Annotated in this window: 9 protein-coding genes; 8 read left to right on the plus strand and 1 reads right to left on the minus strand. The window is 43.6% G+C overall.

Going from position 1 to position 15,496, the window contains the following annotated elements:
- Nucleotides 1-153: 153 nt before the first annotated feature.
- From AC58VC_RS15050 to AC58VC_RS15065, 4 genes are read left to right on the plus strand one after another with little or no spacing between them, the layout of a single operon-like run.
- Nucleotides 154-1,635 (plus strand): spore germination protein, encoded by a 1,482-nt coding sequence (locus tag AC58VC_RS15050; protein WP_497369545.1) that lies wholly within the window; start codon nt 154-156, stop codon nt 1,633-1,635.
- A gap of 14 nt (nt 1,636-1,649) precedes the next feature.
- Nucleotides 1,650-2,849 (plus strand): Ger(x)C family spore germination protein, encoded by a 1,200-nt coding sequence (locus tag AC58VC_RS15055; RefSeq protein WP_497369546.1) that lies wholly within the window; start codon nt 1,650-1,652, stop codon nt 2,847-2,849.
- A gap of 4 nt (nt 2,850-2,853) precedes the next feature.
- A complete protein-coding gene (locus tag AC58VC_RS15060; protein ID WP_497369547.1) occupies nt 2,854-3,087 on the plus strand; it encodes a hypothetical protein in 234 nt (77 codons plus the stop codon).
- Between the two features lie 10 nt (nt 3,088-3,097).
- The gene (locus AC58VC_RS15065; RefSeq protein WP_497369548.1) at nt 3,098-4,195 is read left to right on the plus strand and encodes a GerAB/ArcD/ProY family transporter; all 1,098 of its coding nucleotides are present in this window, start codon (nt 3,098-3,100) and stop codon (nt 4,193-4,195) included.
- Nucleotides 4,196-4,235: 40 nt separating this feature from the next.
- Here AC58VC_RS15065 and AC58VC_RS15070 read toward each other — a convergent pair whose 3' ends face one another.
- The gene (locus AC58VC_RS15070) at nt 4,236-4,745 is read right to left on the minus strand and encodes a thioredoxin family protein (protein ID WP_497369549.1); all 510 of its coding nucleotides are present in this window, start codon (nt 4,743-4,745) and stop codon (nt 4,236-4,238) included.
- 146 nt (nt 4,746-4,891) lie between these two features.
- On the opposite strand from AC58VC_RS15070, the gene AC58VC_RS15075 reads away from it, so the two are divergent.
- The 4 genes from AC58VC_RS15075 (at nt 4,892) to AC58VC_RS15090 (ending at nt 15,402) form a co-directional block, all read left to right on the plus strand.
- Entirely contained in the window at nt 4,892-6,397 is a 1,506-nt protein-coding gene (locus tag AC58VC_RS15075; protein WP_497369550.1) for an RsmB/NOP family class I SAM-dependent RNA methyltransferase, read from the plus strand.
- A gap of 6 nt (nt 6,398-6,403) precedes the next feature.
- Nucleotides 6,404-7,156, plus strand: coding sequence for a pseudouridine synthase (locus tag AC58VC_RS15080; RefSeq protein ID WP_497369551.1), 753 nt, complete (start codon nt 6,404-6,406; stop codon nt 7,154-7,156).
- Nucleotides 7,157-7,335: 179 nt separating this feature from the next.
- The gene (locus AC58VC_RS15085; RefSeq protein ID WP_497369552.1) at nt 7,336-8,382 is read left to right on the plus strand and encodes an S-layer homology domain-containing protein; all 1,047 of its coding nucleotides are present in this window, start codon (nt 7,336-7,338) and stop codon (nt 8,380-8,382) included.
- Nucleotides 8,383-8,436: 54 nt separating this feature from the next.
- A complete protein-coding gene (locus AC58VC_RS15090) occupies nt 8,437-15,402 on the plus strand; it encodes a PKD domain-containing protein (protein WP_497369553.1) in 6,966 nt (2,321 codons plus the stop codon).
- The last annotated feature ends 94 nt before the right edge of the window (nt 15,403-15,496 follow it).

The raw sequence follows: 15,496 nt of genomic DNA on the forward strand, positions 1-15,496 counted from the left end.
ACTAATTTCAAAAAGAGCTTGGTGGTGGCGATAATAAAAAATTCTTGGACCAAGACGCTACATCAACTATTCAACCATAAAAGAAATCCAAGCACGAGATCCCAAGAGCAGGATGACCCTCTTGCGCATATAAGTCTACTTAGCGATAGTCTATTGAATATCGAACAAGTCAAAGCGACTTTTGGCGATAGTGACGATCTCAAGACAGGTGAAATGTACCTAGAGCTGGATGCTAACTACAAAATTGGCTTCGCTTTCCTTGAGCAGATGGTAGAGAGAACCCAATTTCAGGATATCATGAACGGTTTGACGGCAAAATCGTCTGAAATCATGGAAGCCATGGAAACAGGGTTCTATGAACTGCCTGATTTAATGAAGAATATTCTTCAGACCCTTGGGGAAGTCAGAACGCTCAAGGACTACCAAGAGGTATGTTATCGGATTTTGTCAGGAGAAACCGTCGTTTTTATCGATGGTTATACACAGGTGTTAACTGTGAATACGGCGGCTGAACAACAGCGTTCGGTAGAGGAGCCAATGACGCAGTCTGTTGTGAGAGGCCCTCGTGATGGATTTACGGAGTCAATAGGCACGAACATCTCACTTATTCGCAAGCGTATCAAAAGTCCGAATTTATGGCTTGAAAGCATGACAATAGGTAGAGTTACACAAACAACGGTTTCGATGATGTATATAAACGGGATTGTGAATGACAAAATTGTAGATGAGGTACGGCAACGGCTTGAGCGAATTGATATTGACGGCATTCTTGAAAGCGGCAATATCGAGGAACTTATCCAAGATGAAACTTTCACGCCGTTCCCGACAGTATACAATACCGAGAGGCCTGATGTGATTGCATCTGGCTTGCTCGAGGGCCGCGTTGCAATTCTGGTGGATGGAACCCCCTTTGTGCTTGAAGCTCCTGTCATTTTCACGCAATTTTTTCAATCTTCGGAGGATTATTATCAACGAGCTGAATTTGCGACACTGATCCGCATATTGCGATATATGTGTTTTTTCATCTCATTGATGGCGCCTTCCTTCTATATTGCGATGACCACGTTTCACCAAGAACTCGTACCCAGCTCACTATTATTCAACTTAGCGGCGCAGCGGGAAGGTATCCCTTTTCCTGCTTTTGTGGAAGCCTTATTGATGGAAGTGACGTTCGAGATTCTACGTGAAGCTGGCGTTCGACTTCCTAAGACGGTAGGACAAGCAGTTTCTATCGTGGGTGCGCTAGTTATCGGGCAAGGTGCTGTGGATGCAGGGTTGGTTTCACCGGCTATGGTCATTGTTGTTGCAATTACAGCAATCGCGAACTTTGTTATTCCGGCATTTAGTATGGGGATTCCCATCCGCATCATCCGATTTATTTTGATGGTATTTGCAGCTACATTTGGTCTATTCGGCATTACCGTTGGTTTAATCGCGATGGTCCAGCATCTATGTTCGCTTCGTTCATTCGGGGTGCCGTACATGTCTCCGATGGCTCCGTTCGTCATGGCTGACCAGAAGGATACCATTCTCAGATTGCCGCAATGGAGCCTATTCTCCAGACCTCGATTTATTAGCCAAAAGAATATTATTCGTGAAAATAATGCCCCGACAACCAAACCAAAACGAGAATAAAGGGGGATCAGCCAATGAAAAGATTAGGTTGTATGCTGTGTACACTAAGCTTGCTTGGCCTTGTACTCTCAGGGTGTTGGGATCGGCATGAATTGAATGATTTGGCCATTACGGTTGGCGTGGGATTTGATAAAAGCGGAGATGAGTACTTAGTTACTGCGCAAATTGTGAACCCCAATGAGGTAGCTTCGAAAAAGGGGGCAGGCTACAGCACGCCTATCACGACACTTTCTGCGAGAGGGATTTCTACCTTGGAAGCGGCAAGGAAATTAACGACTTCAGCTCCTCGTAAATTGTTTGCATCCCATTTGCGTATTATCGTGATCGGTGAGGAGCTTGCGCGTGAAGGGGTTTCTAAGGTCATGGATGGCATCACCAGAGATCACGAAATCCGATCCGATTTCTATATCATCGTTGCCAGAGATACGACAGCTGCCAAAGTGCTGCAAATATTGACGCCGATTGAGAGGATTCCAGCGAACAAAATGTTCAAGACGTTAGAAACGTCAGAGAAAGCGTGGGCACCGACGGTCAGTGTTCGTATCGATCAGTTCATAACCCAGCTTAGCGAACCGGCGACTGAATCGGTATTAACCGGTATTCGAATTGAGGGTGATCCAGAGAAGGGAAGCTCGAAGTCGTCCTTAGCCAAGACAAAACCAATTACTAACTTGCAATATACCGGGCTAGCACTTTTTAAGAAAGATAAATTGGTTGATTGGCTAAACGAGGATGAGAGCAAAGGGTATAACTATATCATTGGAAATGTAAAAAGCACGATGGGACATTTGAAATGTCCCAAAGGCGGAACGATAACAGTAGAAATTATTCGTGCTAATTCCAAGATCAAAGGGGTGGTGAAAAACGGGAAGCCTGAAATCAATATTCATGTCATGTTAGAAGAAAATATCAGTGAAGTTCAGTGTGATATTAACATGTTGGACCCGGATACGATCCAAGAACTTGAGAAAATTGCGGCCAGTTCCCTAAAAAAAGTTATGTATGCCTCGATTAACAAAGCAAAGGAAAATAAAACAGATATTTTCGGTTTCGGTGAGGCTATAGAAGATACGTCTCCCAAGATGTGGAAAAAGCTTGAATCAAATTGGCAAGATGAATTCGTCAAGCTGCAAGTAAATATCATCACAGACTTACACATCCGCCGCTTAGGTACAACGAATAACTCCATCATTATGCGCCAAAAGGAGGAGTGATGATATGTGGATTATCATTTCTATTTTGATGATTGCTACTTTCACTGGGCTGCTCGAACTCCCACAACTACTGCGTAAACAGTTACATGCGGAAAGCTGGGTGTTTTCTTCGCTTTTATTCACAGGCACTGTGCTTTCCATTCTGCATTTTGAGAGAGTGAAGCTTCCGAATCCGCTGGATTGGATTACGTATGTCTATCAACCGGTAAGTCAATTTGTCTTTGGCATTCTAAAATAGAGGTGAGGCAATGATTGAGAAGGGTAGGATAGGTGTTCATCAGTTTACGATATTGACTATTCTATTTACGATTGGCAGCGCTATCCTCATCGCTCCTTCCGGACTTGCCTATGATGCCAAACAGGATGCCTGGATTGCTGCCATTCTAGGACTCTTAGTCGGCCTGCTGCTCGTTGTCTTATACCTTGCTCTTGGACAACGTTTTCCTCAGAAAACACTGGTTGGATACTGCGAGGAGTTAATGGGAAAATGGGTTGGAAAAGCCATCGGCTTGCTTTATTTCTGCTTTTTCTTCATACTAGCCGCGTTGGTACTTCGCAACTTAGGCGATTTTATTTCAACCCAAGTCCTTGTGGATACACCATTACAATTTACGCATATTTTCTTTTTAGCGATCGTCATATTGGGTATTCGAAATGGGTTAGAAACCTTTACACGCACATCGGAAATATTCCTGCCATGGGTGCTGTTCTTTTTTTTCCTCATGTTCGTCCTGCTTCCAACGCAAATGGAAACAACTAATATCCTGCCAGTACTCGGGTATGGTTTCAAATCTATTGTACGTGCTTCCGTCCCCCTCATTGGAACCCCTTATTTGGAACTTGTCATCTTTTTAACGATTCTGCCTTTCGTAAATCAAACCAAAAAATTGGGAAAGGCGTTTCTAACAGGGGTTTCCATTGGTGGCTGTTTGATTGTTATCATCTCTCTTTTATCTATACTTGTGTTAGGGGATGATTTAACAGCGGTACAAATGTATCCTAGTTTCTCCTTAGCCAGAAGAATATCTATTGGGAGCTTCCTTGAACGTCTTGAGGTTGTAATGGCGGGGATTTGGTTCATCACCATTTACTTTAAGCTAACGCTATGTCTGTATGCGTCTGCCGTGACTTTGGGTGATGTTTTTAAATTGAGTGAAATCCGGCAGCTATATATTCCTTTGGGAATGAGCTTAGTTGTACTTTCGGTCATCGCATACCCGAATTCTGCATATTTCATTCAGTTTGCCTCTAAAATATGGGTCTTTTACTCGGGAACGTTCGGGTTCATCATCCCTTTATTGCTCTTAGGTCTAGCTATTTTTCGAAAAAAAACCGGCAGCCATTGAAATAAAAAAGCAGCGGAATCCGCTGCTTTTGTCGTACTTATTAGCCTTTGTATTTCTGGAAAAAAGCTTTAAACATTTCGGGCGTATTACCACCAGCCGCGCCAGTTTCAGGAACACCGCCAACGATGCGATCAACTTCTTTGCCATCTTTGTAGTAAATGAGAGTCGGCGTGGAGTCAACTTTGTACTTCTCCCAACCTTCTTTGAATTCTTCCAAATTGAATTGCTTGACATCAATACCGAGCTCTTTTTCAATAGGAACAAGTACAGGAGTCGTAATTTTACAGTGCGGGCAAGTGGATGCGTAATAGTATTGGAAAAAAGTTTCTTTGTTTTTCAGCCTTTGATCGAGATCTTTAGGCAGAATTAGGTTCTGGTAGTTCGGATCGTTTAATTGTTTCACAGTTTCCGGATTCAGCTTGGATGCCGCAACACCGTAAGGATTACCGGCATTGGCTTGATCCGATGATTTGGTAGACTGCTGATTAACGAAATATAAACCCCCGAATAAAATAACGACAATGCCTAGATAAATAAGCAGCTTCTTCATTTCATGCACCTCATCTTGTGTTATATACTAACTACTAATTTCGATAAAAAGTATAGCATATCCTGTTCATATTTTGAAAATAATTGGCTGTTTCGTGACAGTTCAGCTATAATAGCGGAGATAAAAGAGGAAAGAGAAGATGTCAGATGACCAAACAACTACCTCCCTTATTTAGGGATAAAATGATTGATTTATTAGGGGAAGAGGAATTTGAGCTCTTTCTGGCCTCTTACGACCAGCCGAGATCTTTTGGTTTGAGGGTGAATACAGGTAAAATCACGAAAGCGGATTTTTTGGATAAAAGTCCGTTTGCGTTGGAACCCGTGCCGTGGGCGTCGGAAGGATTTTACTATGAAGAAGGAGAACGTCCTGGTAAGCATCCGTATTATCATGCAGGACTTTATTATATTCAAGAACCAAGCGCTATGGCGCCAGTGGAGCTGCTTCAGGTGCAGCCTGGCGAAAAAGTGCTCGATTTGTGCGCAGCTCCGGGCGGGAAGTCTACTCAAATTGCAGCCAAACTGCAGGGTGAAGGAGTTCTTGTTGTGAATGACAATCATTCGGACCGGGTGAAGGCGCTCGTTAAAAATTTAGAGCTTTTTGGCGTTCGAAATGCCGTCGTTTTGAATGAACGGCCAGAGCGGATGCTGAATGTGTTTCAGGGTTATTTCGATAAAATATTAATTGATGCTCCTTGTTCGGGCGAAGGGATGTTCCGCAAGGAAGAAGATATGATGCAGCAATGGGAGCGTCATACGGTACAGGAATTTGCCGTCATGCAGAGGGAATTACTTGGACAAGCGGCGCAAATGTTAGCCCCAGGCGGAACAATTGTGTATTCCACTTGCACGTTTTCGCCGGAGGAGAACGAGGCGCAGATCGCGGGGTTTTTGAACAAAAATCCAGCGTTTGAAGTGGTATCGGTTGACCGTTTCGACCATGGACAGCCCGATTGGCTGCGTGAACCTTGGTGTGAGGAGCATTATTCGGATCGTGCTCGCGAGGCGGTCGCTGGGACTGCGCGGCTTTGGCCCCATCGTTTGCGTGGTGAGGGGCATTATGTCGCTGTGCTGCGGAGTGTTGCGGGTGATAGTGTTCATGAGAGTGTGAGGGCGGATGCCGACCGTGTGTCGGCATCGAGAGCGGGGCGCAGCGGACGTGAAACGCTGCGTGGGAAGAGCCGCGCGGGGACTGAGTCCCGCGTGAGCTTGGAGCCGCTTCAGGCGTTCGAAGACGAGCTGCTGCGCAGCGAGCCTTTCGCCGCTTTGCGGCTCGTCTGTTACGGCGAGCACGCGTACGCGTCGCCGGCGGATTTGCCTGAGCTGCACGGACTGAAAGTCGTGCGGCCTGGTTGGTACATCGGCGCGCTGCACCGCGGCCGATTTGAGCCGTCCCATGCGTTTGCCATGGGACTGCGCATGCGCGAAGCCAAGCGAGCGCTGAGCTTGGCTTCGAGCGACGAGCGAGCCCTTCGGTACCTGAAGGGCGAGACGCTCGAAGTCGCGGAGAGCGAGATTATCCGCGACCCGGAAGTGACCAAGGCAGCCAAAGGCTACTGCCTTGTCTGCATTGACGAGCATCCCGTCGGCTGGGGCAAATGGCTGGACGGGATGCTGAAAAACGAATACCCGCCCGGCTGGAGGTGGACCTAAGCGGTCATGAAACAAACACAACGGCTCGATAAAATACTCGCCCACGTGGGCATCGGCTCGCGCTCTGAACTCAAACGCCTAGCGAAAGAAGGCGCTATTTATGTGAACGGCGCGAAGGTCAAAGACAGCGGGATGCAGGTCAATCCCGATAAAGACATCATTCAGGTAAACGGCGAAACAGTGCGTTACAGGGAGTTCGTTTACCTGATGATGAATAAACCGCAGGGCGTGGTTTCTGCTACTGAGGACAATCGTGATCGTACCGTGGTGGATCTCTTGGATGCAGCCTATGCGCCATTCGAAGTTTTCCCGGTAGGTCGGTTAGATAAGGATACCGAAGGTTTTCTTTTGCTTACCAATGATGGAAAGCTTGCGCACAACCTGCTCTCTCCTCGTAAGCACGTTCCTAAGACTTATTTTGCTAGGGTTGAGTGGGAGGTTACCGAGAAGGATATTGAGGCATTTTCGCAAGGAGTGACCTTGGATGATGGGTACGAGACGCTCCCGGGTATCTTGAAAATTCTAAGTGTCGGTAACGAAGCTGATGGAGTGCTTTCCGAGATTGAGTTAACAATCATGGAAGGGAAGTTTCACCAGGTGAAACGAATGTTTCAAGCTGTAGGTAAGAAAGTTGCCTACCTGAAACGCATATCCATGGGCCCGCTACCCTTGGATCCAAGTCTAGCATTAGGTCAAGTAAGAGAGTTGATGGATGAGGAGCTTACAGCTCTCAGAAATGCCCACGATTTTCAAAATTAGAGATTTACAAAAATACTAGTATATGGTATTTTTGGTGTAATACAAATGTTTTGTGCGGAAGAACCGCCCATGTCATCGTTGAGTTTTGTGCATCGCGATGGCAGGGTGGTTTTTTATGTTGTTTTTAAGGGATTTAATACCAAACATGTTTGCTGTTAGCAATGAAAGAGGGGTTAATTATGAAAAAAAGATTATCTGTATTTTGTATTACAGTGTTATGTGTAGTATCCATAGGCTACGATGTCATGGATTCCTCCGCGCAGAGTCCAACTCGTTTCAAAGACATATTCCAGCATTGGGCGGAATCGTCGATTCATGCTGCCGTTCAAAAGAAGTACGTTGACGGTTACGAAGATGATACTTTTAAACCGGATGCCCCAATTAGCCGCGCTGAATTTATCAAAATGGTAGCGTTGGCAACAGGTGAGAAGGTCAACAAAGTCGATGGGGATGGGTGGTTTCAGCCCTATGTAGATCGTTTGAAGGCGCAGGAAATAATCCCTGCTGAGTTTCCAGAACGGTATAACGAACCGCTGCAAAGATATGAGATGTCTATTTTGAGCGTGCGAAGTGTTGATAAGACTTTGAAAGGATCGATGGTTGACTCTACGAGAATGGGGTTAATTCATGGCGTAAGCAGGACCGATCTGGATGTGTACGGGACTAGTACGCGTGCTCAGGCGATTACGATTATTGAGCGGATTCTTGCTGCCAAGAGTGGGGAGAAGCTGCAGGTTGATAAGTATGCGGCGAGCGCCGCTGAGATTGCTGCAACTGGGAGCAATGTGGGGACTATGTTGGGGTTGAAGGCGAAGGAAGTAGGGACGGAGTGGCCATATGGCACTGGTGTGAAAGTGAAGTTGAACCAATTAATCATTGCTGATCCGTCGGATCCTGATGATCCGTATATGAATTTGATTAAGATGAGCACTTTTGATAACGAGTTAGTTAAGTCGGAAAATGTTGTTGTTCTTGCTAACTTTACAATTAATGCAGATGAATCATCTGTTGGGAAGAATGCTGATTTTCATTCATATCAAATTCTGACGCTTTTGGATAAATCAGATGAGTTACTATTAGCAGATCAAGTGTTGCAACGTTGGATTCACTTTAATATCCCTCAAGTCCAAACAGGATTTGTTGCTTACACAGGAAAAAAAAGTTATCTAATTAAAACTATAGAATTTAATATACTAGGTAAACAAATTATTGTAGGGGCAAAATAATGGAGGTGGTTTAATCTGCCGCGCTATCTCATAAAGATCATTCTTTTTTTAATTTTGTTTGATGCAGTATTACCTTTTATTGCATCAGAAGTCACATATGGTGCAAGCATTAAAAAGCTTTACTATGATTACGAAGTAGGTACATTTAAAGAATCTATTGTTGATATACAATTTTCTACATCACCAACTAAGAGTTTTACTAAAGACATAAGTTCGGTTGTCTCTGGTACTATTAGTAACGTAACATTAAACAATAATGGCACAGATAATCCCACAACAGTCTCTCTTCTCGGAAACTCTATTATAGTTAATAACCTAGGTGGTACTAAAAAGACTGTATATGGAAAATCTGAAACATATCCAATGCATCAGTTATACCGTCAACCTGCTGGTCAAATTTGGGAACATAAAGGAACCAAAACAATTGCAATCGAATTTGATGGTAGCTCGGGAAATCCTAAATCACCTTATCCTGGATATATTCCCTTAACAGGAAGAAAACGATATACTAACATTTTATTTGATTACTCTCTCGTCAATTCGCATGGTCCAGACTTGCGATATTCTTTCAATTCACCGACGTATAATAATGATGGTCAAACTGGTGGTACAGGTCATCATACCAGTGGTGATAAGGTAAAAGACTACAGTAAGGAAGGTTTCGCAGTAACAACAGCTTACGACGTTAATCGTCCCAATTATTGGTTTGAATCTGAAAGTGATGCAACTATCACTAACACAGGAGCAATTATTTCAGACGGGGATAAGCTTGCACAAAATTCCATTGAAATCTATGATGCCCAGAAATATAAATCCTCTTATGGCGCTACTCCTTTGTCAGTTGGTCAAGGAACACTAGCAGGTCAAGGTATGATTCGTACAATGATGTTGCTTGATGATTCTGTTCCGGAAGAGCAAATAGAAGAATACCCAGATTCCGACGGCTCAGGAGGCCTATCCCGTAACTACCACATGTACGCCATAGGCCTATGGAAAGGTGATACCTACAAATACCAAACCTACATCGAAGTCACCTACACCCCACCCAACAAACCCGATCTAGCGGCAATGTCGATCGATGCCGGCAGCTGCGTCCTCTCAGGTTCAAGCACGAACCTCACCATCAAGTTCGAAAACGCTGGTGTTGCCGTCCCTAGTGGCAGCTCGTTCAAAGTAACTGTAGCTGCCGACGGCGCAGTTTTCAAGACCTATACCTACACGGCGGGACTTCCGCCAGGAGAGACTAAAACCGAGATAGTCCCCTATACCTTCAACAGTATAAAAAGCATTACACTAACCGTAGATTCCAATGATGATATCTCAGAAACTTCCTCCACGAATAATGTGCTTTCTCAAATTATTACCCCACAAGCTAGCTGTGCGCCTACAGGCGGTAGCTATTCCGGAAAAACCTCGGCAGACAAACCTACGATGCCATGGAAAGATTCCAACATGATCAAGGCGGACTGGACAATCCCATCCAGTTGTACGCCAGTTAGAGGGCGTTTTATTTTATCTCAAGCAACTGGAGAATATGTTCAATATGGTTGGAGTGCACTGAGCAGTACTTCAGTGGATGATATGTCTATTTTTGCTTACGGAATGATGGGTTTCATTGGTTATCCTGGCAACATGCAAAGTGGACAAGTAGATATTTCTTACAAACTTGAGGATAGTTGTGGAGGAACTTCTTATTTTTATGAGGGAAAGTTTACACTAGGTCCCAAGCCTCCAAATAGACCGCCACAGTTCGAAATCGGATGGTTTCCGAATAACGATTATTACACTCGCACATCCCTATCAGATGCGGTAGTCGGGGATAAGTTAAATGTACGCTTGCTGCCTGAAATTGCGCCTAACCATTATGACCCAGATGATGATTTTGTTACTTTTGAATGGTTGTTTGCGAATAGCTCAAGTAATTGGATCAAAAGCTTTCCTTCCTTAGGTTACTTAAAAGGAGAGGACAAACTGACATGGCTAACGGCATCAACAGCCGGAGATCATACAATTTCGGCAAAAATGTGCGATGACAAAGGAGCCTGTACGCAGAAGGAAGCAACAATAACAATCATGCGTCCTGAGCCAGTTCCTTGCATAAATGTTCCAAATCGGGTCGTGCAAAATCGCCCTCTTCCCCTCAGTGCTATCAATGGAGCTTGCAGCCGACCAGCTAAGAACAGGACAATTTCGGAATACTTTTGGACGAATAACCTGCCTGTATACCCCAATATTGGTTTGGAGACTGTCACTCTCGAGGTCAAAGATAACTATGGCATACGAAGTTTACCAGAAAATAAAGCAATCAAAAGTATCAATGTTGTCGAGGATAAACCTCCTGTAGCCGTAATTAATCTTCCGCTATTTGCGGTTCGTGGAAACATTCCATTTCGAGATCTTTCATTTAGTCCCGATGGTGATGTCATTGTTGAAACTACGATTAACTATGTCTACGACAGTAATAATGATGGAAACTTTAATGATCACATGCCATTTAATCTACCTATTACAGTAAGTGGAACGGCACAGTTACCTGCTGCGAAGGTGGGTAAATATAAGCTAACGGTTAAAACTAAGGAAGATTGGGGGTTAACAGACACGAAATCCTTCGTGATCGATATCAAAAATGACTCCCCTGAGGTCGCATTCACGGTAACTAGTGCAAATCCCGAACCTCCTTTGTTTCAAACAGTAAATGAGAACGAATTGCTAATGGCATTTGGGGATCAATGGGAAGGTTCAACGCTTACCAACACAAGTTTACATAAAACAAAGGATATTGGTTTCACGTACAACCCTATTACGAAAGGATTTACTTCACATTTTGGAAAGTCGCCATATAAGGCTCCAGCTAGTAGTTTAATTTTTACTAACACTGTAACGACCGTTGGACTTGACGTGGGAAGCAGCTTTAGCATTCCACCTTTATATGATACTCAATATTTAGGCAATAAAAGCGGTGTAGCAGTTCGCGGTGCTATCCCCTACACGGTGCAAAATGTTGATTGGCAAGGTATCCCACACGGCCAACCTACGACTACCCAACTCAGTGGTGTTGACCCGCCGACAGCAAGCAATACGGGCAATTATTTAACATATGACGCCAAAGGAGGCAGCTATAGTTTATCTTGCAAATATTATTACGAAAATTACTCAGGTGATAATGATATCTATCATTGGTGGTGTGACTATACGAGGAAAAATGCATCAGGTCAAACTTCCTGGGTTAAAAGCTTAGAGAGTATTAGCTCTTCGGTTGCTGGTTTAATTGCTCTTCCGACACAACCTAATCATATTGGCAATGCAAACAACATGGAGATTAATGATGATGGTACGAAAATAAAAATACCTTACGTACTTTTTAATCCTAGTTACTGTTCTTCCTGCAGTAGCAGTGATCCTTCACGATGGTATGATGTGGAAACAGGTCTTGAAGTATCTTCTGCAACCATTACAAGGCCAGACACAGGAGATGGAGCAATATACGAGGATTCGGAGGCAGCCGTTTATGTTCATCAAGATTATACGAGTACCTATAGTAACTATAGCAATTCAAGTAGAGGCAGCAAATCAGCTTACAAAGGGATTTACACCAATTATCTAATTTCGTATAACAAACAAACGGGTGTTACGAAGCGATTAGATATAAGTTCCGTCAACCGAGACGATAGCAGCCAAATTCAAGATGGAAGTGTAATTAGAGGAGACGGGTGGGATCGTGCAACAAGCTCGTTCGTGCAAGTAAAATGGGATGTTTCTGAGGATGGATATGTTTATATTGTTGATGGATTTAATAAGATAACAGTCGTCGATAAATTTGCCACTAAAGTTGCGGAATACACGACAGCGAATTTACGCCCAAAGAACTACTCAGGCAATGAACAGTATTTGTATGAAAATAGACAGTACACAATATCATCATCAGGATTTGGGGCTGACGGTGAATATTATCTACAGCTCCAGGAACGATACCACAAGCTCAGAAGGTATAATTTTGTATGGGAATCTTGTAGCCCCTGCAGTGTTGGCAGTTATGTCTCAAATTATGACGAAGATTCATCCGGTTCGTTCAATAAGTACTATTTCTACACGATAAAAGGTGCTGTTGCCAGTCCAAAAATGTATGCATCCTCTGAGGTAGGCCAAATTTTAAAGAAAGACACAAATATATCCGATGCGGACTATTCCTTTGACTTTAAACAAACGAATTTGAATTATAGCTTGAATTCACCGTCTGGTTTTATTTTCAGAGCGCAGAACAATAGGAACATGTATAGGCTGGAATTGACTTCAAATTGGATTACTCTCAGCAAAATTGTCAACGGGGATCGTACTGTGCTGAGAACCAGCCCCATTCGTTTAAACACGACAGATTTTTCAAACCTTAAAGTATCAGTTCGAGGGTCAAAAATGAAGGTAAGATTAGGTCAGCTTCCCATTTTTGAAGTATCGGACTCTACGTTCACTTCTGGGACCTATGGAGCATTCATAGGTGGATATGGTTCTCATTTACGTAACGTTTATGTGAAGATCCCCATCGTAGATAACACAACAATAAGCGATATAGGAATAGCTGGGGAAGAGCTCATCTACGGGACAACTTATGATGACCCAGAAAACGATCCACATCTAATTGCTAAAGACAAATGGAAATATGAGCACACGAATGCGGAGAAGTTTTTGGATGCAGGCGATGGAAGAAGTGGCTTGTCAGGCTATCATGGTCAAACATTAGCAGGCGCCCCAACGAAAATACTCGACAAAGTTGGTCTGTACAAACTTTCGTATATTGGCGCTGATGATCCTGCTCCACTTGGCTATACGTATCCAAACGTCGCTTTTGCCGACTACATATCTGAGTCGGATCCTTATTCGAGAAATGTTTTGATGCATCGCAAACCAATTAGTCGGATAACTTGCAGCCAAGATTTGTATTATAAGGTGACCTGCGATGACTCACAAAGCTATGATCCGGATCGATGGTTAAGTTCTGTTAATTACTCTACAGAGTCTACAGGAATTAACTATGCCTTAACGAAAGGCATCCTTGATCGCAGGTATGAATATATCCTTCCTGACGGAACTACGGTGCCAGGACTGATTGATCGGGTCAAAGAAATCGGACTATATACGTTCAGGGTGGCTGTAAAAGATGAGTACAACGCTTGGTCAGACTGGACAGAAGCGTATATCTGGTTAGATGCTCCGCCTGCCAATCATGCACCTTTTGTAGATATAACGAACCCTGTGAGTGCTGATTTTAATAACCCTTCTGGGGCAGCATCATCAAATCCGATGCTTACTTGGAATGCTGTTGATTTTGATGCGGATAGTTACATTGTAAAATCTGAAATCGACGTTCAATATTACTATTACGATTATTACAGTAATCCGCAATATCGATGGATAAATCAGTTTAATCCTGCTCGATCTCTGAGTAGTAACCTAAGAAGTGACGGTATGAGTGTTGGCTTAAATTACGTAGTTCCGATGACGTTACAGGACAATAGAGTTTATAAGGCGAGAATACGTGTACAGGATGAAAAAGGGGCGTGGTCGGAATGGTCGGAGAAATATTTCAGCAAGGGATACCCGCCATCAGCTGTGTTGACTTTCCCCAATGGAACACAATCTGTGCCTACTCCGATAATAAGTGGATGGCTCATGCCTTCTTGGAATCAATCGGACCCTGATGTTCCAACCCAATATAAAAACTTCCAGTACAGAATCCTTGATGAAAATGGTACTCAAGTTACATACAATTATTATGGGCTTACGAATCAAGCAATTCGAGTAGGCAATTATGCTCATTCGTGTAGCTTTAATAGTGATTCAGGGGCATGGCGCAGTTGCAAGTACGATACAACGAGTAATTCTTGGACGGTCCATCCGTCCGAACAATTCGACTTGTCGGTTCTTAATGGCATAGTAGGCCCCTTTCAAGTTCAAGTTCGTGTAAATGACGGGAGGTATTGGTCCGAGTGGTCCAACTCCGGATGGTTCACCTTGAACAGACCTCCATCTGTGACTATGAAAATGCCTAATGGGACGCAAGCTGTGCCTACGATATACTCTGATCCTCGTCCTACTTTCCAATGGACGCAGACGGACCTAGATCCCGGAACAACTTTCACCTATTTTCAGGTTCAAGTAACGAATGAGGCTAATGATGTGATGGTACTAGATTCTGGGCAATTTCACCAAGGTTCGGTTTTGAACGTGGGAAATTGGCAAGCCAGTCGCGATCTACCTTCAGGGCAGAAACTACGCGTCAGAGCAAGAGTATTTGATGGCATTGTTTGGTCTGAATATTCAGCGCAAACATGGTTCTATATCAATCAGTCACCTGTTGCTGAGTTCGACTGGACTCCTAAGCCAGTTTGGGAAGGCGATGTGGTTCAAAGCATCAATTGTTCCTTTGATCCTGATGGCGACACACTAAGCTATACATGGAAATTGGAGCAGCCCAGTGGTACGGAGGTTATTTTTTCCTCGCAAAATATTAGCCATAAGTTCCTAACTCCTGGTGTTTATAAAGTGACACTTACTGTGTCAGATGGGCTGCTTTCGAATTCGGTTGTCAAAATGATTGCTGCAACACCGTTGACGATTCACTCGAACGTTACTTATACGAATAATTGGCTGCTTTTACATGAGAAAAGCGGTCACCAAACAGCCGCTGCGCCGAAGGATTTTTACTCGGGTGAAATATTCGTTGTATCAAGTAAGAGCTCGCCGGCACCTGTTGACGAAGTTACTGCATGGATAGATACATCGGGATTGGACGGTAAACTGCTCTATGTATCAGAGGATTTAACTCCGGCAGAAGGAGATGTGACAACTTTTTTTGGGGAAATTTTTGATACTAAATTCCAGTCATTTTCGGAGGGGTTGCCTGAAGGAGCGCAGACGATTCATTTTCGAATTCGTTATCGTAATGGCGTAATAAAAACAGAGGATATTCACGTGAATATTATCGGCAATGTTAATAAATCAGTTGGTGTTCATAGGGTTCAATAATTTCAAAGCAGTTATCTTCGGGTAGCTGCTTTTTGAATGAAACGGTGAATCCCAAGCTATCCTATGATACAATTAATCGATAAAAAAGCTATGC

The sequence above is a fragment of the Paenibacillus sp. J22R67 genome, from assembly GCF_059692175.1.